This is a genomic window from Pedobacter sp. AC464 (genome assembly GCF_979253075.1).
Window position 1 is genome coordinate 76,142 of record NZ_CEEDBV010000002.1, and the last position, 23,880, is coordinate 100,021.

Genomic DNA, 23,880 nt, shown 5'->3' on the forward strand with positions numbered 1-23,880 from the left:
TAAGAGCCAAAGTTATGTAATAACCGGAAAGACTTTTAATATCCTGCTCGTGATACCAAACACCTGACACTAAACACCCGTACCTGATACTTAACACCAAATACTTGATGCTAAAATGAACGTTCTAATAGTTGAAGATGAAAAGAGCCTGGCGCTCGAAATGGATGAGTTTTTAAGTAATGAAGGGTTTATTATAGAGCACGCCTGGAAAAAATCGTCGGCAGAAGAGAAAATTTTCGTTAACAGTTACGATTTTATTCTGTTGGATTTGGGTTTGCCAGATGGTGATGGGTTTGAAATTCTGAAACAGCTTAAAGCACTTAAAGATCGAGATGACGCGGTTATTATTTTAACAGCCAGAAGTGCGGTAGATGATAGAATAAAAGGTTTGGATGAAGGTGCTGATGATTACTTGCCGAAGCCATTTTCATTAAACGAATTGTTGGCCAGGATGCACGCAATTATCCGCAGAAAGCATAAACTCGAGAAAAACGAAGTCGACATTCATGGGTTTCTACTCAATATTCAAAACAGAACCGTTTCATTTTCTGATGAGCGCCTTAATCTTACTAAAAAGGAGTTCGAGATTTTTAATTACCTCGTGTTAAACAAAAACCGGGTGGTTTCGAGAATGAGTTTAACCGAGCATGTTTGGGGCGACATACTTGAAGTAAATTCCGATTCAAATTTCGTTGATGTTCACGTTAAAAATCTGCGTAAAAAATTATCAGCCGTTAACCAAACCGAGTGGTTCGAAACCGTTAGAAGTATCGGTTACCGGATAAACTGTTAGCTGGTAAGTTAATGAAACTACAAATCAAGTTTTCCTTATACAATGCAATCACTAAAATAGCCATTATTTTGGTGTTGGGCGCCATTATATTGTTTTCATTGGATAAGATTGCTTACAATCAGCTCGACAATCGTTTAATAAAGAAAAAGGGGAAAATTATTAAAAACCTTAACGACGCAGAAATTGATAGCCTGCTTAGTAACGAACAGAGTTTTACTGATTATAACATTTTAAAGGAAGAATTTATAATACTTACAGATATCCCCGACAACCAGATAGATTCAGTAGCAAAAATAATTACCGAAAAGCGGGAGATTGAAGGCGATGTTGAATTTTATCGAATTTTAAATTACAAGTTTCTTTATCATACAAACTGGTATAAACTGGAGCTGGGAGAAAGTATGACCGCAATGCAGTCTATAAAAAACTCGATAAGGTTTTATATGCTGGTTGTGCTTTGCGCCTCGCTACTGGTTACACTTTTAACCGATTTTGCTTTTACAAATTTTCTGCTTAAACCGTTTTATCTAATAATTGATAAAAAGATTAACAAGGTTGACGACCCAACTCATTTTAATTATCAGAACATTAGAACAAATACTGATGATTTTAAAATTTTAGATAACAGTATAAACTCGCTGATGCGGAAGATAAATACACTTTTCGCTTTAGAAAAACAGTTTATCGCTAATGTTTCTCATGAGCTTTTAACACCGATTTCGATTCTAAGTACAAGGTTCGAAAACATGTTAAGTACGCCCAACATTCCGGTAGAACACGAAAATAAAATTTTCGCATCATTAAAAACACTGAACCGGTTGAAGGTTATCATCAACAGTTTGCTTTTAATTTCAAAAGTTGAAAACAATCAATATTTAAAAACTGAAAAAATAAACATCAGGGAAGAGCTAAACGATATTTATGATGATTTGGAAGATAGAATCATTGATAAAAATTTAAAGTACAACATAGATTTGAAAGGCGAATTCAGTTTTAATGGCAATAAGGCACTTATGCACACCTTGCTCGTTAATATTTTAAACAATGCCATCAAATACAATAACGATGGCGGCGAAATCAATGTTCAGGGCGAAAGCAAAAATGCCCGCTATAATTTAACAATAGCAGACAGTGGCAAAGGGATGAGTGATGATTTACTCCAGAATGCCTTCGACCGATTTAAGAGAGGCAACACCGAAGAAAATGGCTTTGGCTTAGGTTTGGCAATTGTACAGAGTATCGCGAAGTTTCACAAAATAGACGTGGAAATTAATTCAATTGAAAATCAGGGAACAAGCATAAATTTGATTTTCCCCGAGACGGTATAAATCAGCAAACGTTAAATTTTTAGAGCGCAGGTTCTAAAAAGTCTCATCAGCAATGTTCGTTTTATAATCCGTTTGCGCATTTTTTTTTATCTTGCAGAACCTTCTAATTATAAATCACCCTAAAGCGAATGAAGAAATTTGTAGCAGCAATTGCGATAATCACCTCAATAATGGCATCTTGCCAAAGCGATGATAAAAAATATACAACGGTAGATTCTACAATAATGAGTGAACAACAAGGTGATTACAAAGCGCCAGATGAGTGTTTCACTTATAAAGATAAAGACGGCGGAACTGCATCGCTGGTAATTTACGGTACCGGATCAAACAAAGTATTAGGCAAATTAAACTATATACTTGCCGGCAAAGATAGAAACGATGGGCAGTTCTACGGTTTTATGAAAGGCGATACGATAATTGTTGATTACAAATTCGAGTCAGAAGGCGTATTTTCTACCAGGCAGGTAGTTTGGCTTAGACAGGGCGATAAGATTTTGGAAGGTTTCGGCGATGTTTATGAAGCTAACGGAAATGTTAAGTTCAAAAATATAAAGAAATTAACGTTTGGTAAATCTATAATTTTCGAAAAAACTGATTGCAAATAAGCAGGCTTACAAATTTTCAAACCGCTCCCAAAATCCATCAATAGGGAGTTTTGCAAAAATATTTACCGGTTCTTTTTTAACCGGGTGCAAAAACCGCAACCGCCTTGCATGGAGGCAGATGCTGCCTTTTCTACTGCCTCTTGGGTAGCCATATTTGTTATCGCCCACTATCGGGCAGCCCATTGATGATAGCTGAACTCTGATTTGATGTGAGCGGCCGGTAAGTGGATCAACTTCTATCAAAAAATATTCGCCAACCTGGGCCAAAAGCCGGTAAGAAAGTTCGGCCCGTTGCGAACCCTGTACTTCTGTATTGTAATAAGTTACTACATTCTTCTGAGGATTTTTAACCAGCCAGTGAACCAGCGTTCCCGATTCGTTTGCGGGTTTATTTTTTACAACGGCCCAATAAGTTTTCTTAACCTCGCGGTTTTTAAAAACGGCGTTCATGCGTTCTAATGCCTTGCTGGTTTTTGCGAAAAGGATTACGCCACTAACAGGCCTGTCAAGCCGGTGTACTACGCCCAAAAAGGCACCGTTCGGCTTACTGTATTTTTTAGCGATGTATTTTTTTACCTGCTCATCCAGGGGCTCATCACCCGTTTCATCAACCTGTACAATATCGCCAGCCCTTTTATTAATGGCGATTAGGTGGTTATCCTCAAAAAGTATGTCTGTATCGTTAATTGGCATTATTGGCTAATGGCTTTATCTGCTTGTTAGTGTTTAAACAGAAAACTAAACTTAATATTGTTCTTTTTCGTTAGGGAAGTCATTTGCTTTAACATCGCGGATATAAGACTGTGCAGCACCTAAAATTTCATCATATAAATTAATATACTGCCTTAAAAAGCGGGGCTTAAATCCCTTGGTTAAACCAATCATATCGTTCACAACCAGAACCTGCCCGTCGCAATCTCCCCCAGCGCCGATACCGATTGTTGGAATATTTAAACTTTGCGAAACCTCTTTACCAAGCGCCGCTGGTATTTTTTCGAGTACTATAGCAAAACAGCCTGCCGCTTGCAGGGCAAGCACATCTGTTTTTAACTTATTTGCCTCTTCTTCTTCCTTTGCACGTACGGTATAGGTTCCAAATTTGTAAATCGATTGAGGCGTTAAACCTAAATGCCCCATTACAGGAATACCCGCAGTGATGATTCGCTGAACAGATTCGATAATTTCTTCACCTCCCTCCAGTTTCACCCCGTGCGCACCAGATTCTTTCATAATTCTGATTGCCGAATTTAAGGCTTCTTTAGAATTTCCCTGGTAAGAACCGAAAGGTAAATCGACTACAACGAAAGCACGCTTTACCGCTCTTATTACCGATGCAGCATGATAAATCATCTGATCTAATGTTATGGGCAAAGTGGTTTCATGGCCTGCCATAACGTTTGAAGCAGAATCTCCAACAAGTAAAACATCCAGTCCGGCATCATCCAAAATGGTTGCCATAGAATAATCGTAGGCAGTTAACATTGATATTTTTTCTCCCCGCTGTTTCATCTCTTGCAAAATGTGCGTGGTAATGCGTTTAATTTCCTTATGTACCGACATGGACTTTATTTTGTTGAGCCAAAAGTATAAAGTTATAATTTAAATTATGCAGTTTAACTTGTGTTAAAATTTAATTGTTAGTGTTGTTACAAAAAACTGATGAAAACTTTAAACTTTTATCGTCGAAAACGCTATCTTTGTACCCCGAAATGGAAGGGATTTATTCATCTTTTTTTGCCCCTAGCAAACACGGCTCTTATGCCGAAAGCCTCCCGTTTTTTAAGTCTTTTTTAAATCATAATCCATATTGTAATTACCATGACTAACTACACCAAGTTACCTGCGATTCTATTACTTGCCGATGGCACGGTTTTTTACGGCAAAGCCGCCGGAAAAATTGGCACTACAACCGGCGAAATTTGTTTTAATACAGGGATGACAGGTTACCAGGAAATTTTTACTGATCCGAGCTACTTCGGGCAGATTATGGTTACCACAAATTCGCACATCGGAAACTATGGTATTCAAAAAGAAGAAATTGAATCTGACTCGATTAAAATTGCTGGTTTGGTTTGCAAAAACTACAACATCGTTTACAGTCGCAAGCAAGCTACAGAGTCTATTCAGGATTACTTTCAAAATGATAACCTTGTAGCCATTTCAGACATCGATACACGGGCTTTAGTTCGTCATATCAGAGATAAGGGCGCAATGAATGCGATAATTTCTTCTGAGATTACTGATTTAGACGAATTGAAAAAGAAGCTTGCCGAAGTGCCTTCAATGGAAGGTTTGGAGCTTTCGTCGAAAGTAAGTACAACAGAACCGTATTTTTATGGCAATCCTGAAGCGAGCTTAAAAGTTGCAGCTTTAGATTTAGGTATCAAGAAAAACATTCTACGCAGTTTCGAGAACCGCGATATATATGTGCAGGTTTTTCCGGCTAAAACAAAGTTTGCTGAAATGGAAAAATTCAGTCCCGATGGCTATTTCATTTCAAATGGCCCTGGCGACCCATCGGTAATGCCATATGCAGTAGAAACAATTAAAGAAATACTCGCCGAAGACAAACCGTTGTTTGGTATTTGTTTAGGTCATCAGTTATTGGCAGAAGCCAACGATATTGGCACAATGAAAATGTTTAATGGCCACCGCGGTTTAAATCACCCGGTTAAAAACATCATTAAAAACCACTGCGAGGTAACTTCTCAAAACCACGGCTTTGGTGTAATTCCTGATGAGGTTAGAAACTCTGACAAAGTGGAAATTACACATGTAAACCTGAACGATAAATCTATCGAAGGTATCCGTGTTAAAGGAAAAAAAGCATTTTCAGTTCAATATCACCCAGAATCTTCACCTGGTCCGCATGATTCCCGTTACCTTTTCGATGATTTTGTTGATGTAATGAAGGGCGAATTGGTTTGGTAAAACTGAATCGGGACTGGCTGGTTTTCAAAGACTGCGCAATTACCGGAACCAGTAACAAATATTAATAAAAATGCGAACCGACAGAGGTTCGCATTTTTATTTTACGCAGCGTTCACCTGCTGAAAACATCATTTTACCGACATTTTAAAAGTTTGTAAATAAATTAATTTCAAAGGTTATTACATTCGCAGTATGGAAAAAAACAAAGCCATCATCAGTGTTAAAAACCTGGTAAAAAAATACGACGATTTTGTAGCTGTACAGGATTTAACTTTTGATGTTTTTGAGAATGAAATTTTTGGTCTGCTCGGCCCAAACGGCGCAGGCAAAACAACTACACTCGAGATAATAGAGACTTTACGCGACAAAACCTCAGGCGAAATCATTGTTGATGGCTTTTCGGTTGATAAGCAGGCACATGAAATTAAGCAAATTATCGGTGTACAACTCCAGGCAGCCGGCTATTACCCAAACCTTAACTTAATCGAACTAATCGAACTTTTTGCGGGCCTTTACGGTGCCAGCATTAAGCCAATGGATATGTTGGAAAAGGTAAATCTTCAGGATAAGGCAAAGGCAAAATACAAAGCCCTCTCTGGAGGCCAAAAACAACGTTTCTCCATTGCAACAACATTAATTAACCAGCCAAAAGTTATCTTTCTCGACGAACCAACCACCGGCTTAGACCCGCAGGCCAGGCGCAACCTTTGGGATCTGATTACCGAGATAAGAAACCAGGGCACAACCGTCGTAATCACTACACACTACATGGATGAAGCCGAGCAGCTTTGCGACAGGGTTGCTTTTGTAGAACGCGGAAAACTTATCGCCCTGGATACACCCGATAATTTAATAGATAAACTTGTAGCTTCAGGTTTTGAACGTAAAAAAGAAGTAAAAAAAGCCAATCTGGAAGATGTTTTTATCAATTTGACAGGTAAAGAGTGGAGAGAATAGTGATTTTAAATTTCTTTGAAAAGCACTGCCAGCATTTCATTTAAAGCCACTCCCGCTTTTTGCTATAGTCCCGATGAAAAATCGGGAGCTGCCGCTTCAATCGGGTTTAACAAAATAAAACAGTACAACTATTACAAAACTTACATGCAAAAATACAGCAATACAACAGCAACATTAGCATTGGCGAAGGCGAGTTTCCGCTCTATTATGCGCAGTCCATCGGCAGTGGTTTTTACATTGGCTTTTCCCATAATATTTATTGTAGTTTTTGGCTTTCTTGGTGGTAAAGGTACACACATCGATGTTGGCATTGCCCCTGGCTCGGATGTAAACAATCCTATAACGGCCATGCTGGAGAAGACAGGAATGATAAGGCTGGTAAAAAATAAATCGAAAGCCGATTTTGACAAGCTGTTGGAAAAAGGGAATGTTGATGCGATGATCGACATACACAAAAAACTAAACTCTGTTGCCTACTCTGTTAATGTTGTTTACACATCCGCATCTATGGATAAAGGGAACATTCTGAAATCTGTTTTAAACAATCTTTTTTACAACAAAACATTAAAGCCATCAGTAGCTGAAATAAAAGAAAGCACGGTTCATGGCCGGGAATACAAAACCATCGATTTTATTTTGCCCGGTCAGTTAGGGTTTTCGCTGCTAAGTACAGGTGTTTTCGGAACTGCATTTGTGTTTTTAAGCCTACGCCAAACGCTGGTAATTAAGCGGTTTTTTGCTACGCCCGTGAAGCGTTCGAGCATCGTTATTGGCGAAGGCGTAGCCAGAATAGGCTTTGCATTACTCGGCGCATTGTTTATCATAACGTTAGGTCACATATTTTTCGGTTTTACCCTGGTTCATGGCGTACTCACCGTTGTGAACATGCTTATTTTAGCAACGCTCGGTATAATTGTGTTTATGGGCTTTGGTTTCATAATATCAGGCATCGCAAAGAATGAAAGCATGGTTCCGCCAATATCCAATATTGTAACGTTGCCTCAGTTTCTGTTATCAGGAACTTTTTTTTCAATAGACGCTTTTCCAGGCTGGCTACAACCAATAAGTAGAGCACTACCACTAACCTACTTAAATGATGCAATGCGGAAAGTGGCCTTTGAAGGCTTAAACTTGTGGGATGTTAAATTCCAGATAATGATTTTAGTAATTTGGGGAATAGCAATTTACGCAGTTGCCGTAAAAGTATTTAGGTGGGAATAGCAAGGTTCTTGTATTAAAAAAGGGGATAATGCAACAAGCATTATCCCCTTTTTTGATTTTGTAATGTACTAAAGTGCTGCCTTCACCAAGAAAGGTAATATTTCCTTCTGGAAACTTACAAAGTTCTTACGCACGTCAGAATCACTAACGGATGTAAATGCAAAAGAGAAAACAATGCTTTTGCTCGCCTTGAGTAAAAAGGCTAAACCTTCTCTTCTGGCCGGGTTATTTTTGAAATTATCGAGTTGTAAATATGCTGCCAGTAATAATGCTTCTAACTGATCGGACAGGTGCTTTAAAAATTCCTGAGAGTTGGCATTTTCGCGAACAAAATCCCAACCTATAAATTCGTTACAAGCCGTAAAAGAAAGTCGGCTGGTTTTCATAACCAGCGCCTTTAAATGCTCTTCTTCTGAAGCATAACTTACCTTGTTCTGCAATATTTCGTGTAAGTTCTGATCCAGATAATCCATCAGGATACTATCCAGAACCTGTTCTTTACTTTCAAAATATTTATAAATTGTTGCTTTCGCGATGCGGGCTTTTTTAGCAATTTCGTTTACACTCGTTTTGTGGTAACCATATTTTCTAAACAGTTCTTTCGCTGCTTTTTTTACAGTCTCCTTAATCTTTTCGGCTTCCATTTTAGTTAGTTACATGTAAATTAAGACCGGAAATGGCCACTGTATATTGTTTTAATCCTCTAACGGCCGGCGCTTTTACCGGACTACCATCCTCAAGTAAAAACTTAGCGCCAGAGCATTGATCGGTAACCGTTAACGTTGGGTCATCTAAAGTTACGGCGCATTTTTGTTCGGGATTAACCGTACTGCAACGATCGAATGCAACGTAACCATTGTCCGTTCTGCGGTAAAGCACTAAACCAGCAACACCATAGCCACTTATTAAAACTGCCCCACCAGGACTGCTTAATCTGCTTAAACGCGGATCAGTTAGTGGCAAACTGAAATTCACCCCAACCTCTGGAATATATCCTGTGTCTTTTCCGCAACCTGTTAAAAGCACAAGAACAAATAAAAAGCTATATACTCGCTTCATCATTAAATTAAAGCAGATTTATATTGCTTAAGGAAACGGACATCATTCTCAGAAAACAATCGCAAATCTTTAATCACATATTTTAAATTCGCGATGCGTTCAATACCCATTCCGAATGCAAAACCACTATATTTTTTTGAATCTATACCGCAGTTTTCTAAAACATTCGGATCGACCATTCCGCAGCCTAAAATCTCTACCCATCCGCTATGCTTACACAACTGGCAGCCGGCTCCGTTACAAATGGTACAGGAAATATCCATTTCGGCTGATGGCTCTGTGAACGGGAAATATGAAGGGCGGAAACGAACCTTGGTACCTTCGCCATAAAGCTCCTGCACAAAATAAAATAAGGTTTGTTTCAAATCCGCGAAGGAAACATTTTCATCAACATATAAACCTTCTATCTGGTGGAAAAAGCAATGCGCCCTTGCTGATATCGCTTCATTACGGTACACCCTGCCGGGCATAATTGCCCTAAAAGGCGGTTGCCCCTGCTCCATCATACGCACCTGAACGGAGGATGTGTGTGTACGCAAAGCAATGTCGCCCTTTTCACCACCTTTTTTAATAAAGAACGTATCTTGCATGTCTCTTGCAGGGTGCTCTTCGGGGAAATTTAAAGCAGAAAAGTTATGCCAGTCATCTTCGATTTCAGGTCCTTCGGCTACTGTAAAGCCAAGTTTTGCAAAAATCTCTACAATTTCCCGGCGTACCAAAGCCAAAGGATGGCGTGAACCGATTTCAAAACCTTCGCCAGGCAATGTTAAATCCTGGGTATGTGTAGCGCCCTGAACTTGTGAGGCTTCAGCTGCTTCTTTTAGAGTTAAGTATTTCGATTCTGCAAGCTGTTTAAACTCGTTAAGTACTTTTCCTAACGATTTCTTTTCCTCAACAGAAACAGATTTGAAGTCGTCAAAAATTTCTTTAATTACGCCCTTGCTTCCTAAATACTTGATACGAAACTGTTCTAATTCATCTGCTTTTTCTGTTACGAAAGCATTAATTTCTTCAGTGTATTGTGTTATTTTATCCTGTAACATGGCTTCAAATATACGTCAAATTATCTTATATTTTAAATGTGTGCCGGTTCAAAAAATCTGTTTACAATACCATTATAAAAGAAAATGAACCCGAAAACAAAAAAAGCCGCAAATTACTGCGGCTTCAAAAATCTCTTAGAGTTATCAGGAATTAAATTACGCCTAATTCTTTGCCAACTTTAGTAAAGGCTGCAATTGCGGTGTCTAAGTGGTGCTGTTCGTGGGCTGCCGATAACTGCACACGAATTCTTGCTTTTCCCTGTGGTACAACAGGATAGAAAAATCCTATCACATATATACCTTCATCGAGCATTTTTGCAGCAAATTCCTGTGCAACCTTCGCATCGTAAAGCATAACCGGAACAATTGGATGGAAGCCTGGCTTGATGTCGAAACCTGCTTCGGTCATTTTTTCGCGGAAATATTTTGTATTTGCCTCCAATTTATCTCTCAATGATGTGGTTTCGCTTAACATATCCAATACCGCAATGGATGCACCCGCAATTGCCGGGGCCAAAGTGTTTGAGAACAAATACGGACGGGAACGTTGGCGTAGCATAGCGATGATTTCTTTTTTACCCGAAGTAAAACCACCCGACGCACCACCTAAAGCTTTACCCAATGTGCCAGTAATAATATCTATCCTATCCATCACATTGAAATGCTCGTGCGTACCACGACCATTTTTACCAATAAAACCAGTACAATGCGATTCATCAATCATAATCAGCGCTTCATATTTATCGGCCAAATCGGCAATTTTATCCAAAGGCGCAACAGAGCCATCCATAGAGAATGCGCCATCTGTAACAATGATTCTGTGTCTGCAGTCTTTCGCGGCAATCAACTGCCTTTCCAAATCTTCCATGTCGGCATTTTTATAACGGAAACGTTGCGCCTTGCACAAGCGTACGCCATCAATAATAGATGCATGATTTAGTTCATCAGAAATAATTGCGTCTTCAGCATTAAACAAAGGCTCAAAAACACCACCATTGGCATCAAAGGCAGCGGCATATAAAATTGTATCTTCAGTACCTAAAAACTCAGAAATTTTTGCCTCCAGCTCTTTGTGTACATCCTGTGTTCCACAAATAAACCGAACAGACGACATGCCATAACCATGATTATCGATTGCCTTTTTTGCAGCTTCGATAACTTTTGGATGGGAAGAAAGCCCTAAATAGTTGTTTGCACAAAAATTAATTACTTCTGCACCACTGCTAACTTTTATATCTGCGCCCTGTGGCGTAACAATAATTCTTTCGCGTTTAAATAATCCTGCGTTTTCAATTTCTTCTAACTCTTTTTGAAGTACAGGTTGTAATGTTTTATACATGGCCTTAATGTGTTGATTGCTTTCAAAGTTATAAAAATGCCGGAAGAAAAAGGGTCGAAAATGAAAAATGGGCATTGTGTGCTCAAAATTTCCGGCTGAAAACCGAATGCCTGCTTACATTTATTTCTATATTAACAAACTTTAACACCTGCCTGTATGTATAGTGTAAAAACTTATTCGATATTTATAGCTTAACCGGTAAACACCTATGATAAAATTCTGCGCACTCGTAATCTTTTGTTCCATTACCAGCTTTGTTTTTGCACAACAATTTACAATTGCAGGCACCATAAAAGATATCAGCGGGCAACCGGTTCCTTTCGCATCTGTTTACATCAAAAGTACCACTAAGGGCACCTCGGCCAATGTGGACGGCAAATACGAAATCAAATTAAACAAAGGTGAGTACACGCTAACTTTTAGGGCTGTAGGCTATAAACAGCAGGAACACATCCTAAGGGTTGCAGAATCGTCAACGCTAAACGTTTCTTTAACATCAGAAAGCTATACCTTAGAGAATGTTACCATTCGGGGCAATGCTGAAGACCCAGCTTATGAAATTATCCGCAAGGCGATAAAACAGCGGAAAGTACACTTAGAGGAAGTAAACGCTTTTACCTGCGATGTTTACATTAAAGGTGTGCAACGTTTAAAAAGCGCACCAAAAAAGTTTATGGGTCGCGATATCAGGAAGGTAATGGAACTCGATACAAACCGACAGGGCATTATCTATTTATCCGAATCGCAAAGTAAATTCAGCTTTAAGAGGCCAAATGAAGTGCACGAAGAGATGATTTCATCTAAAGTAGCCGGGAGAAACAATGCCTTCAGTTTTAATAAGGCATCTGATTTGATTATCAATTTTTATGATAATTACCTGCTCGAAAACAAACTCAGTGCCCGAGGCTTCATTTCGCCAATTGCAGACAATGCTCTTTTTTATTATAAATACAAATTACTTGGTCAAACGCAGGAAAATGGCGAAACCGTAAACAAAATTGAAGTTATTCCCCGCCGCCCAAACGACCCGGTGTTTAGAGGTATCATTTATATTATTGATGGCAGCTGGCGGATCTACAGCACAGATTTATTCCTCACTAAAAATGCCGGAATCAACTTTATCGATACCCTGAGCATAAACCAGGAATTTACCAAAGTAAATGAAGCTTACATGCCAACAGCTGTAAATTTTCAATTTAATGGAAATGTGCTGGGGTTTAAGTTTGCAGGCTATTATGTTGGTATTTACAGCAATTACAACATCTCCCCTGTGTTTCCAAAAAACTTTTTCAGCGGTGAAATTTTAAAGATTACGAAACTGGTTAACAAAAAAGATTCTATTTACTGGAATACAAACAGGCCGATTCCGCTCACTCCCGACGAAAAAATTAATTATGTTGTGAAAGACAGCATTGCAAAAAGAAAGGAGTCGAAAACTTACCTAGACTCGCTGGAAAAGGAAAACAACAAATTTGGTGTCGGAAAGCTTTTATTGAGGGGTTACAGCATCAACGACAGATATGACAGCGTTTACATTTCGTTTGACCCAGTATTGCGCTCTTTGTTTTACAACACGGTAGAAGGCTTTGCAATTAAATATGGTGTTACCTATCGAAAAGTATTTGGCGACAGACGTTCGTACAGCATAAGGCCAGAACTGCGCTATGGTTTCGCAAACCAGAAACTCACCGGGAGCCTCACCGGAAGTTATTTCTATGATCCGCTTAAGCGGGCAAGCATCGGTGCTTCCTTTGGTAACGGTATTTTCGATCTTAATAATTTAGGCTCGATGACCTTACTTGGCAATACGATTAACACCTTGTTGTATGAAAAAAACTTTCCGAAGTTCTACGAAAAATCGTTTTTCAACTTTAACACAACCAGGGAAATTGCGAGCGGGCTGCAGGCATCTGTAAGTTTCGATTATACCAGAAACCACACGCTCACAAATACTACCGATTTTAAACTCTTCGACAATAAAGAACGGGAATTTACCTCAAATAATCCCTTTTATCCAAATACTGAAACACCACTGTTTCCAACGTATACCTCGGCAAGTGCTTCAGCCAGCCTAACATACACCATTGGCCAAAAGTATATCACCCGGCCTGATGGGAAATTTTATACAGAATCACGATTTCCCCGGATAACAGTTTTATATAAGAAAGGCTTTAACGGATTACTGGGCAGCAATATCGATTACGACTTTGTAAAAGCAGAAATTTATCAGGACAGAATTGGCTTGGGCTTATGGGGATATACGTCGTTTCTTGTTGGAGCAGGGAAGTTCTTAAACAACGCTAAAATGTATTATCCTGAATACAAACATTTTGCCGGTAACATTTCTACAATTTTTCCTCCAAACTTAAGAAAGTTTCAATACCTGGAATTTTATCAGTTTAGTACCAATCAGCAATATTTCGAGGCGCACCTTGAACACAATTTCGCAGGTTTTTTCTTAAACAAAGTTCCATTATTACGCAAAGCGAAGCTTGAAGAATTTGTTGGTGGAGGATATTTGTCATCGCCCGAAAAGAGAAATTACAAAGAGTTTTATTTTGGTTTGCAGCGCCTTGTTTTAAGGGTAAGTTATGGTTTCGCTTATGATGGTGCCAAGAAAATATCGCAGGGTTTTAGAATCAGTTACGGCTTTTAAGTTTTAGGAGTAAGTTTCAAAGCCTTTAGCTTCTACCTTTTTTTATTATCTTTGTAACGCTTTAAACGCCGTTTGCAACGGTATCAATGCGTTATGAAAAAATATCAGACACTACTTTACTATTGCTATAGTTACATAGCAGACGCGGAACAATTTGCCGCCGACCACTTAAAATTTTGTAAATCGTTAGATTTAGTTGGCAGAATCATCGTGGCCGACGAAGGTTTAAATGGTACTGTTTCGGGTACGGCGGAAGCTTGCCAGGCTTATATGGAAGCCATACATGCCGACCCCCGTTTCGCTAAAACTGAATTCAAAATTGATGATGTGGAAGGACCTTCTTTCCTTAAAATGCATTGTCGTTATAAATCAGAGATAGTCTATTCAGGTTTAAGAGATACGTCCATTATTAATCCAAATGAGAAAACCGGCAAACATCTCGAGCCAGTCGATTTTATGAAAATGAAAGATGATGATGATGTTGTTATCTTGGATGTACGTTCTAATTATGAGCATAACTTAGGGAAATTTAAAAATGCAATAACACTTGATATTGAAAATTTCCGAGATTTCCCTGAACAGATAAACCAGTTGGCCCAGTACAAAGACAAAAAGATTTTAACCTATTGCACAGGAGGCATTAAGTGCGAAAAAGCATCTGCATTGTTGCTTCACCACGGATTTAATGACGTATACCAGTTACACGGCGGAATCATAAAATACGGTAAAGAAGCCGGCGGTAAAGATTTCGAAGGTAAATGCTACGTATTTGATAACAGAATCGCTGTAGATGTTAATGCAGTCAATCCGTCAATTGTTTCGGTTTGCTTTAATTGCGGAAAAACGACGCCAAAGATGATAAACTGCGCAAACCCCGAATGCAATGAACACATTACGCAGTGCGATGATTGTGGCGAAACCTTAAAAGGCTGTTGCTCCATTGCCTGCACAACCAATCCACGCAAACGATCATATGATGGCACTGGCTATTACGTAAAAGTTCCTCAACCGGTAACAAAAAAAGCTGAAATTGTAGGGTAAGCCTGCTCCTGCTTTATTTACACCGATGACCTTACATTAGTTTTCAATCGTATGTAACTATCAGTCTAAAAAGAAGATTTCAGCACGAGCCTTTTTTTAACGGGTTTAACGCAGATTGTGCTAAAAACTTAAGCCTCGTTTGCATTCATTACTTGTTAAGCCTAAATTGCACACGATAATTCGGCTGGCAATGCCCGTTTAGAAATATTTGATTTTAATGACTTCCCTACATTTTCATTTTTTTGGTAAAAAAGGTGTTGACGAAAATTTATAAATGCGAAAGATACTGAGTTGCCTTTTCTTATTTTTAATCCTCATTGCAAAAACTTATGCCGCTGACATAAAAAGCATCGGTGTGCCTTACATAGAAAATTACCCTAAAGCCGTATACGCATCTGGCAACCAAAACTGGAGTATTGCAAAAGATAAAAATGGTGTGATGTATTTCGGCAATGCCGAAGGCCTTCTAACCTATGATGGCCGCTACTGGCAAAAGTATAAAATGCCGAACAACCAAATTGTTCGCTCGGTTGCAACAGATGAAAATGGAAAAATTTTTACGGGTGGCTTTGGCGACTTTGGCTACTGGTCTTTCAAACACAATAAACTAACATACACATCACTAACCAAGCTCATTCCCAAAGCTAATCAGTTAAAAGATGAGATTTGGAAAATTCATATCTACGGCAATAAAGTTATTTTTCAGTCTTTCAGCACCATTTACATATATGCGAACGGGAAAATTACAGTCTTGAAAAATGCCAGCAATTTTCTGTTTTCTTATAAAATTGGTAATCGCTTTATTGTTGAAGACAAAGGCTTGTATGAACTAAAAGGCACTAAACTCGAATTTATTCCGGGCAGCGATGTAATATGCAAAACCGGGGTGCTTTCCATCCTGCCATTTAAAGAGAATACGTTACTTATCGGTACAGGCAAAAACGGATTGTTTTTATTCGACGGGAAAACATTTAAGCCTTTCAATACACCGGCAAATTCATTTTTATCGGCATTTCAATTAAACAACGGGGCGAAAATTCTCGATAAATATTATGCTTATGGAACCATTTTAAATGGCATAATCATTATCGATGAGGCAGGAAATATCATCCAGAGGATTAATAAATCGAGCGGACTGCAAAATAACACAGTTTTAAGCCTGTATAGCGACAATGAGCAAAATCTTTGGGCTGGTTTAGATAACGGCATCGACAGGATTGAACTTAACTCGCCCCTATACTTCTACCTGGATAAAACCGGCGTTTTCGGAACCGTTTATTCGAGTGTTATTTTCAAAGGAAAAATTTATCTTGGCACAAATCAAGGCTTGTTTTACAGCGAATGGAAAGATGCTGGCCAGTTTTCCGATTTAAGCTTCAGGCTTATACCTAATTCTCAAGGGCAGGTTTGGGAGTTAAACATTATCGATGACCAGTTGCTTTGCGGCCATAATAATGGAACCTTTAATGTAGTGGGCGATAAAATCGAAAAACTAACCACTTACAGCGGTGGCTGGACAATTAAAAAATTAAACAGTAACCCAAATTTACTTATCCAGGGAACTTACACGGGCTTGTTGCTCTTCAATAAAAATGCATCAGGAAAGTGGCAGTTTTTCAAGAAAATCGCGAATTTCAGCGTTCCATCCAGGTATGTTGAACAAGACAATAAAGGAGAAATTTGGGTTAGCCACGCCTACAAAGGCCTTTACAAGCTGAAATTGAGCAGTGATTACAGTGCTGTTGTATCAAACAAGTATTATGATGAAAAAAGCGGCTTGCCCACAAACTATAATCTAAACCTTTTTAATTTAGAAGATAAAATTGTTTTTGCCAGTGAAGCCGGATTTTACACCTACGACAACTTAAGCGATCGGTTTTCGAAATATACGGTATTAAACAAAGCACTAGGATCTTTCGCCTCTTCGAACAAAATTATCGATGCGGGCTCAAAAAAATATTGGTTTATTAACCATGGCAAAACTGCCCTTGCCAATTTTGGTGTGCCGGGTAAAATTTCCATAGACTCTAATCGCTTTAGTGTGCTTGATGGTAAAATGGTTCAATACTATGAAAACATAAGTCGGATTAGCAGTTCAATCTATTTAATTAGCGTAGATGATGGATTTGTGTTCTACAATGCAAATCAAAAGATACAGTCGCAAGCCAATAGACTTCTACAAAATGTATTAATAAGACGTATAGAAGACATAACCGACAAATATTCGATAATAAGCGAAAATGGAAATGACGGTTCTGAAATTGAAATTAAAAACAACAGAAACAACATCCGGATTTCTTTCTCATTACCTTATTACAGGCAAGCGAAAATAAAATTCCAATACTACCTGGAAGGCTACTCCAAGGATTGGTCTGACTGGAGTTATGCAACTCAAAAAGATTTTACAAACTTGAGTAGCGGAAAGTATAAGTTTATGGTTCGGGCTAAAATAAACGATTCTTCGGTTACTGAAGTTACAACTTTCGAATTCAGAATCCTGCGTCCATGGTATTTTAGTAACCTGGCGCTGCTGTTTTATGCACTAATAATTATCGTAGCCTTAATAATGGGTAAAAGAATTTACGAAGCAAAATTGCGGAGAGACAGTCAAAAAATAAGCGACAGATTACAGGCCGAGCAGGATGAAATTTTGAAGCAGGAATCGGAAGCGAATGAAAAGCAGATTACCAGGTTACAAACGGAAAAGTTGCAGGCAGAGCTGGCCTCAAAAAACCGCGAGCTGGCTAATTCTGCTATGACTCTGGTGTACAAAAATGAGTTGTTGCAAAAACTAAGTGAAGAAATCCTAAAACTTAAAGATGAAAATGGCAAAAAGCTGGCTGATGAACAGGTTCGAAGAATTCAAAAAGTTATAAACGACGGCATGAATGATGAACGTGACTGGCATTTGTTTGAAAACAGCTTTAACGAAGCACATGAAAGTTTCTTTAAGAAACTAAAAATCGGTCACCCTGATTTAGTTCCGAACGACCTCAAACTGTGCGCATACCTGAGGATGAATATGAGCAGTAAAGAAATGTCGTCATTGCTAAACATCACCCTTCGAGGCGTCGAAATTCGCAGATATCGCCTGCGGAAAAAACTGAATGTTCCTCACGACAAAAACCTTACAGAATTTTTGATGGAACTTTAATCATCAACTATTTCCGCTTGAAAAGTTCATCGGTCAGAAATACACAACTCAGATTTTTAACAGCGATTTAACATCTTTCATCATTTCAACACTACATCATTACCTCTCATAACAAGTTTTCAACCCTTTCAAAACACTTCGTGTACATTCTACACTTGTGTAGTCGTAATTAATCAGTTACAATCCAGAAAAGTGCGTTTTCAGGCTGTTTCGGCAATTGGTATATCAGTTTGAGATACTACACATTCACGTATGATGTATTAATGTAGAGGTGCAATTGCTTGCACAAGCGGAAAAACAACCTCACATTTATCCTAACAATTAAACTAAATTTTAATAAAGCATGAAAAGAATTTTTACAAGAATTTCTGTTCTGGCCGGAATTTGTTTACTCGCAATTAACGTAGCATTTGCGCAAAACATTACCGTAAAAGGTAGGGTTACAGATGGAGGCGACAAAACCACCATCCCGAGCGTAAGCGTGTTAGTAAAAGGGACACAAATTGGCACTCAAACAGATGCATCAGGAGCGTACAGCATTAGCGCACCGGCAAATGCAACTTTAGTATTTCAATACTTAGGTTACACCCCGCAGGAGATACCTGTTAATAACCGGACAACCATTAATGTAGAATTGGCATCATCCTCACAGCAGCTCGATCAGGTTGTTGTGGTTGGTTATGGTACACAGCGCAAAATTGATGTGACTGGTTCTGTTGCAACAGTAAAAGGTGATGACATCGCTAAGCAGGCCTCAACAAATGCCATTAGTGCCTTGCAAGGTAAAGTGGCCGGTGTATCTATCACGAACAACGGTGCACCAGGTTCTTCGCCTCAAATTACCATTCGTGGTACAGGTACAATTTATGGTAACACAGGTGTACTTTATGTTGTTGATGGTGTTTGGTACGATGAAATTAGCTTTTTAAACCCTGCTGATATCGAAAACTTAAGTATTTTGAAAGATGCATCGTCTCAATCTATTTATGGTATCAGAGCGGCAAACGGTGTTGTATTAATTACAACCAGAAAAGGTAAAACCGGCGAACCTGTAATCAGCTACAATGGATCAATCGGATTTAAAGCGGTGACAAACCAGGTAGAGATGGCCAATGCGACTGAATATGCAACCATCATCAATGAATTATCTGCTTCTAACGGCGCAAATGCATTATTTGCAAATCCTTCATCTTTCGGTACAGGAACTAATTGGTACAACCAGGCATTTAGAAATGCATTGCAAACCAATCACCAGGTTTCAGTAAACGGTGGAACGGAAAAAACAACTTATAACTTCTCATTAGGTTACACAAATGAGGATGGTATTGTTAAAACGCAGAATTACCAACGTTATACTGCAAAACTTTCTAATGATTTTCAGCTTGCAAAACCTTTGAAAGTTGGTTACACAGTTTCAGGAACTGCTATCAACACAAACGATATCGATGGCGGTATTTTCCGTCAGTTATATGCGGCCGGCCCAGTAGTTCCAGTTTATTATGCTGATGGTAGCTATGGCGATGCGAATGATTTTAGTTTAGGCGGTGGTAACAACTTCAACCCTCAGGTTACGCTGGATTATTTTAACCAGAAATCTAAAAATTATAGAATGACTGGTAACGTTTATGCAGAATTAACATTCTTGAAAAACTTTACTTTCAGAACCAGCGCTGGTGGCGATTTCGGCCAAAATGAAGTAAGAGGCTACACACCTGTTTATTCAGCAACACAAGGGCAGAGAACAACACAAAGCACCCTAAACATTAACAGGTCTGAAACCAGAAACTGGATTTTAGAAAACACGCTAACCTATAAAAACACTTTCGGCGACCACAACATCACCGTTTTAGCAGGTACAACGGCTCAACGTAGAAAATCATATTTCATCAATTCTACTGCATTCGACGTTCCTTACACAAGTGATGGTGATTTGTATCTTTCTTTAGGTACAGCGGCAACCCGAACAGTTGTTGATGGTGGTAGTTTAGCTACATCGAACTCTTATTTCGGTCGTGTAAATTACTCTTATAAAGATAAATATTTGTTAAATGCGACACTTCGTGGTGATGCCGCTTCACAATTTTTCGGTGGTGGCGACCTTTGGGGTTACTTTCCTGCAATCGGTGCTGGCTGGGTAATTACAAACGAAAATTTCATGAAAGACCAAAAAGTAGTTAACTATTTAAAGCTAAAAGGTTCTTGGGGTAAAGTAGGTAACGCAGGTGTACCGGTTAACCCAACTACTTTAACGGTAGCGCAGGGCGGTAATTTGGTTGCCTTCTTTAATGGTGTAGGTTATACTGGCGCTAATGTTAACTCTTTGGTACCTTCTTTCTTAAATTGGGAGCGCACAACCGGTACAGATATCGGCATTGAAGCCAGATTCCTCGATAATAAGTTAAGTATTGAAACAGGTGTTTACAATAAAAAAACCGAGCAGGCGATTTTCGCAATTCCAATCTTATCGTCTATTGGAACAAGTTCTGGTACTCAGATTGGTAATCAGGCAGATTTTCAAAATCGTGGTTTCGAATTTTTAGCTACCTATGCTGATAAGACAAAAAGTGGCTTCAGCTATTCAGTTAGTGGTAATATTGGGATAAACAATAACAAAGTTCTTTCAGTTGTTACAGGCTTAAACCCAATTTACGCTGGTGGAGCGGGTATTGCAAATGGTGCTTTGGCAACACGTACCATTCAAGGTGGTGCAATTGGTGAATTTTACGGTTATAAAGTGGCTGGAATTTTCCAAACCGCAGCAGAAGTTACTTCTTCAGCGCAACCTGGCGCTAAACCTGGCGATTTTAGATACATTGACCAAAATGGCGATGGTGTAATTGATGGAAAAGACCGCGTTGTGTTAGGTAATCCAAATCCAAAATTTAACTACGGCATCAACACAACCTTCGGCTACAAAAACTTTGATTTAACAGTAGATATCCAAGGTGTTGCGGGCGTTGATGTTTACAATGCAAATATCGCTTACCGTTTTGGTAATGAAAATTTCAGCAAAGACTTTTATGATAACAGATGGCATGGTGCTGGAACTTCTACTACCTATCCTTCTGCTAATGTAGGGTCTAACTCAAACTCGGCTCCAAACTCATTCTATGTAGAAGATGGTTCATATATCCGTGTGAGAAACATCCAGCTAGGTTATGCATTACCGTCAATGTTAATGAGCAAATGGAAAATACAAAGAGTTAGGGTTTTTGTTGATGCACAAAATGCGATAAACATATTCGGTTACAAAGGCTTCACTCCAGAAATTGGTGGTACGCCAACCAATGCAGGAATTGATGCAAGTGTTTATCCTTTGTCAGCCATTTATAGATTCGGTCTACAAGTTACTTTCTAATAAACAAAGCAATGAAAATTTATAAAAATAATTATATACAAAAGATAGGCCTTATTGCTTTATGCTCTGGTCTGTTGATATTGCCTGCATGTAAAAAAAGCTTTTTAGATGTAGACCCACAAGCACAACAACCTGCTGTTAGTTTTTGGAAAACACAGGATGATGCAACTAAAGCGGTAAATTCTATCTATGCCAACTTAAGAAGCTGGGAAAATACAGCATTCCCGGCACTTGCAGTTGAAAGCATTGCAGGTGATGACGCTGAAAAAGGAAGTTCTGCAAATGATGCAAGCTATCTAAATGGCTTCGATTCGTTTACAGTTACATCAACCGAAGGCCAGTTGCAAGGTTTCTGGACAGGTCAGTATCAAAACATCAACCTTTGCAACCAGGTTTTGGATAACATTCCGGCAATCACCATGGATGCGAACCTTAAGGCCCGCTATATCGCGGAAGCTAAATTTGTTCGTGCTTATTCGTACTTCAGGTTAGTGCGTGCTTTTGGTGACGTGCCTTTGCGTTTAAAAGTACCAAAAGATGCAACTGAATTTAACATCCCAAGAACACCTAAGGCGCAAGTTTGGGCTGCTATTGAGCAAGATTTGAACGATGCTGCAGCAACTCTGCCACAAACCTATCCGGCAACAGATTTAGGTAGGGCAACAAAAGGTGCCGCACTGGCTTTACATGCAAAAGTTGCTATGTATCAGCAAAAATGGGCAGATGTACTTGCTTATACCAATACAGTTATGACCATGGGTTACGGTCTTGTTCCAAATTATGAGCAAAGTTTCCGTTTGAACAATGAAAACAGTGTTGAATCTGTTTTCGAAATTCAGTGTGAAATCAGACCGGCGATTGCAGGTTCAGCAACTTCTCAGTATAGCCAGGTGCAAGGCGTAAGAGGTAGCGTTGGAGGTTGGGGTTTCAATGTACCTACCGCCGCATTAGCTGCAGCTTACGAACCAGGCGATACAAGAAGAGATGGAACAATTATTTTCAGAGGTGAAACTACTCCTGAGGGTGACGCCATTGACCCAACTGGTGATAATCCAATGTATAACCAAAAATCTTACGTTCCGTTTAGTTTAATTATAACTGGCTTTAACGAAGGTGCACAACAAAATGTGCGGGTTTTACGCTACGCAGATGTTCTGTTAATGAACGCTGAGGCTGCTAATGAGCAAGGCAATCCAACTTTAGCTAAATCATCTTTAAATCTGGTTCGTGCACGTGCCAGAGGTGGTGTAGCAGGCGTTTTGCCTGATGTTACCACATCTGATAAAGATGCGCTACGTACCGCTATACAAAAAGAGAGACAAGTTGAACTGGCAATGGAATCCGATCGTTATTTCGATGTAATCCGTCAGGGCCGTGCGGCCGCGGTATTTGGTCCGAAAGGCTGGAAAGCTAACAAAAATGAAGTATGGCCAATTCCTTCAACAGAAATTGATTTAAGTGCAGGTACTTTAACACAAAACCCAGGTTATTAATCGCTTAATTTAAAAAAATGAAAACAAAATATTTTTTATTGATGGCTGCTGTAGCCCTGGGCTTATCATCTTGCCAAAAAGAATTTGAGCCGTCTAGTTATGCGCCAGCTTTAAATATTGGTGGTTACACCAGTGCAAAACAAGTTGCGCCCAGCAGTTTAGCTGCTTACTGGGCTTTCGACGGAAGTTTGATTGATAGCGTATCAAACGGTGGAGGAACTAACACTGGAACGAGTTTTGGAACAGGCATCAAAGGTAAATCTCTACAAGGCGCTGCCAATAGCTATGTGCTTAGTGCGCCATCTGCAAAAGTAACGGGGCTTACAAGTTTCACCTTAACAGAGTGGATTAATACCCCGCCACCTTCAAATGGTATTGTTGGTTTATTCAGCCTTTCAAACAAATCTGAATTCTGGGGAAATATTGAAGTCTTCGTGGAAAACGGAAGTACCAACGAAAATGGAAAATTAAGAATCCACATTAACAAAGGCGGAGATAAAACTTACGCTGCCGATAATGTATTAAACCTTTTCGGAAAATGGACAGCTTTAGCCATTTCTTACGATGCAACTACAGGTTCGGTTAAAGTTTATGTAAATGGTTCGAGAGTTAGCGCTGGTACAGTTACTGGCTTAACTGGGCCGTTAGCTTTTACCAATTCAGGTAATCTGGTTTTCGGAACGGTTCAATTTCAAACCAATCCAAGCCAAACAACAGGCACGGGTAAACAAGACTGGGCTAGTTTCTTAACAGGCCAGATTGATGAGGTTAGGTTATACAATAAAGCATTATCTGACGAAGAAGTTGGATACCTTTCGAAATTAGAAGCAAGAGGCAAATAATTCTTTTATCACTCAAGCTGAAGGCAATTAAACAATGAAGGGTTGTCAAAATTGACAACC

General features: G+C 39.1%; 18 protein-coding genes. 12 read left to right on the plus strand and 6 right to left on the minus strand.

The genetic code is table 11. The annotated features are described in order from the left end of the window. The first annotated feature begins 115 nt into the window (after window positions 1-115). The 3 genes from AC0IWT_RS11070 (at window position 116) to AC0IWT_RS11080 (ending at window position 2,726) form a co-directional block, all read left to right on the plus strand. Window positions 116-793, plus strand: a complete 678-nt coding sequence (locus AC0IWT_RS11070; RefSeq protein WP_471797262.1) for a response regulator transcription factor — start codon at window positions 116-118, stop codon at window positions 791-793. An 11-nt stretch (window positions 794-804) separates the two neighbouring features. Then, the gene (locus tag AC0IWT_RS11075) at window positions 805-2,121 is read left to right on the plus strand and encodes an ATP-binding protein (protein WP_471797263.1); all 1,317 of its coding nucleotides are present in this window, start codon (window positions 805-807) and stop codon (window positions 2,119-2,121) included. A gap of 128 nt (window positions 2,122-2,249) precedes the next feature. Next, window positions 2,250-2,726 (plus strand): hypothetical protein, encoded by a 477-nt coding sequence (locus tag AC0IWT_RS11080; protein WP_471797264.1) that lies wholly within the window; start codon window positions 2,250-2,252, stop codon window positions 2,724-2,726. A 6-nt stretch (window positions 2,727-2,732) separates the two neighbouring features. Here AC0IWT_RS11080 and AC0IWT_RS11085 read toward each other — a convergent pair whose 3' ends face one another. Together AC0IWT_RS11085 and panB are read right to left on the minus strand one after the other, a co-directional pair. Next, window positions 2,733-3,419: an RluA family pseudouridine synthase gene (locus tag AC0IWT_RS11085; protein WP_471797265.1), complete on the minus strand. Its 687-nt coding sequence runs from the start codon at window positions 3,417-3,419 to the stop codon at window positions 2,733-2,735. Between the two features lie 51 nt (window positions 3,420-3,470). Further along, window positions 3,471-4,286, minus strand: a complete 816-nt coding sequence (panB, locus tag AC0IWT_RS11090) for a 3-methyl-2-oxobutanoate hydroxymethyltransferase (protein WP_056870111.1) — start codon at window positions 4,284-4,286, stop codon at window positions 3,471-3,473. Between the two features lie 258 nt (window positions 4,287-4,544). On the opposite strand from panB, the gene carA reads away from it, so the two are divergent. From carA to AC0IWT_RS11105, 3 genes are all read left to right on the plus strand, one after another. Further along, window positions 4,545-5,657, plus strand: coding sequence for a glutamine-hydrolyzing carbamoyl-phosphate synthase small subunit (gene carA / locus AC0IWT_RS11095; RefSeq protein ID WP_471797266.1), 1,113 nt, complete (start codon window positions 4,545-4,547; stop codon window positions 5,655-5,657). 192 nt (window positions 5,658-5,849) lie between these two features. Then, window positions 5,850-6,614 carry an ABC transporter ATP-binding protein gene (locus AC0IWT_RS11100; RefSeq protein ID WP_056870109.1) on the plus strand — a complete coding sequence of 255 codons (765 nt, stop codon included), beginning with the start codon at window positions 5,850-5,852 and terminating at the stop codon, window positions 6,612-6,614. Between the two features lie 15 nt (window positions 6,615-6,629). Then, window positions 6,630-7,835 carry an ABC transporter permease gene (locus AC0IWT_RS11105; RefSeq protein WP_471797267.1) on the plus strand — a complete coding sequence of 402 codons (1,206 nt, stop codon included), beginning with the start codon at window positions 6,630-6,632 and terminating at the stop codon, window positions 7,833-7,835. Between the two features lie 68 nt (window positions 7,836-7,903). On the opposite strand, the gene AC0IWT_RS11110 is transcribed toward AC0IWT_RS11105, so the two are convergent. From AC0IWT_RS11110 to kbl, 4 genes are all read right to left on the minus strand, one after another. Then, window positions 7,904-8,479, minus strand: coding sequence for a TetR/AcrR family transcriptional regulator (locus tag AC0IWT_RS11110; RefSeq protein ID WP_056870108.1), 576 nt, complete (start codon window positions 8,477-8,479; stop codon window positions 7,904-7,906). A gap of 1 nt (window position 8,480) precedes the next feature. Continuing rightward, window positions 8,481-8,897: a Rieske (2Fe-2S) protein gene (locus AC0IWT_RS11115; protein WP_471797268.1), complete on the minus strand. Its 417-nt coding sequence runs from the start codon at window positions 8,895-8,897 to the stop codon at window positions 8,481-8,483. Further along, on the minus strand, window positions 8,897-9,937 hold the full coding sequence (pheS, locus tag AC0IWT_RS11120) for a phenylalanine--tRNA ligase subunit alpha (RefSeq protein WP_471797269.1): 1,041 nt from the start codon (window positions 9,935-9,937) through the stop codon (window positions 8,897-8,899). Before pheS ends, AC0IWT_RS11115 begins: the two co-directional genes overlap by 1 nt. Window positions 9,938-10,088: 151 nt before the next feature. Beyond that, a complete protein-coding gene (gene kbl / locus AC0IWT_RS11125) occupies window positions 10,089-11,276 on the minus strand; it encodes a glycine C-acetyltransferase (protein ID WP_471797270.1) in 1,188 nt (395 codons plus the stop codon). A gap of 208 nt (window positions 11,277-11,484) precedes the next feature. Between kbl and AC0IWT_RS11130 the strand changes: the two genes are divergently transcribed. The 6 genes from AC0IWT_RS11130 (at window position 11,485) to AC0IWT_RS11155 (ending at window position 23,820) form a co-directional block, all read left to right on the plus strand. Beyond that, a complete protein-coding gene (locus AC0IWT_RS11130; protein WP_471797271.1) occupies window positions 11,485-13,932 on the plus strand; it encodes a DUF5686 and carboxypeptidase regulatory-like domain-containing protein in 2,448 nt (815 codons plus the stop codon). 93 nt (window positions 13,933-14,025) lie between these two features. Next, window positions 14,026-14,973, plus strand: a complete 948-nt coding sequence (gene trhO, locus AC0IWT_RS11135) for an oxygen-dependent tRNA uridine(34) hydroxylase TrhO (protein ID WP_471797272.1) — start codon at window positions 14,026-14,028, stop codon at window positions 14,971-14,973. 274 nt (window positions 14,974-15,247) lie between these two features. Further along, window positions 15,248-18,127 carry a triple tyrosine motif-containing protein gene (locus AC0IWT_RS11140; protein ID WP_471797273.1) on the plus strand — a complete coding sequence of 960 codons (2,880 nt, stop codon included), beginning with the start codon at window positions 15,248-15,250 and terminating at the stop codon, window positions 18,125-18,127. Window positions 18,128-18,470: 343 nt separating this feature from the next. Beyond that, window positions 18,471-21,485, plus strand: coding sequence for a SusC/RagA family TonB-linked outer membrane protein (locus AC0IWT_RS11145; RefSeq protein ID WP_056870101.1), 3,015 nt, complete (start codon window positions 18,471-18,473; stop codon window positions 21,483-21,485). 11 nt (window positions 21,486-21,496) lie between these two features. Beyond that, entirely contained in the window at window positions 21,497-22,978 is a 1,482-nt protein-coding gene (locus AC0IWT_RS11150; RefSeq protein ID WP_056870100.1) for a RagB/SusD family nutrient uptake outer membrane protein, read from the plus strand. A gap of 17 nt (window positions 22,979-22,995) precedes the next feature. Beyond that, on the plus strand, window positions 22,996-23,820 hold the full coding sequence (locus tag AC0IWT_RS11155; protein WP_471797274.1) for a LamG domain-containing protein: 825 nt from the start codon (window positions 22,996-22,998) through the stop codon (window positions 23,818-23,820). Window positions 23,821-23,880: the final 60 nt, after the last annotated feature.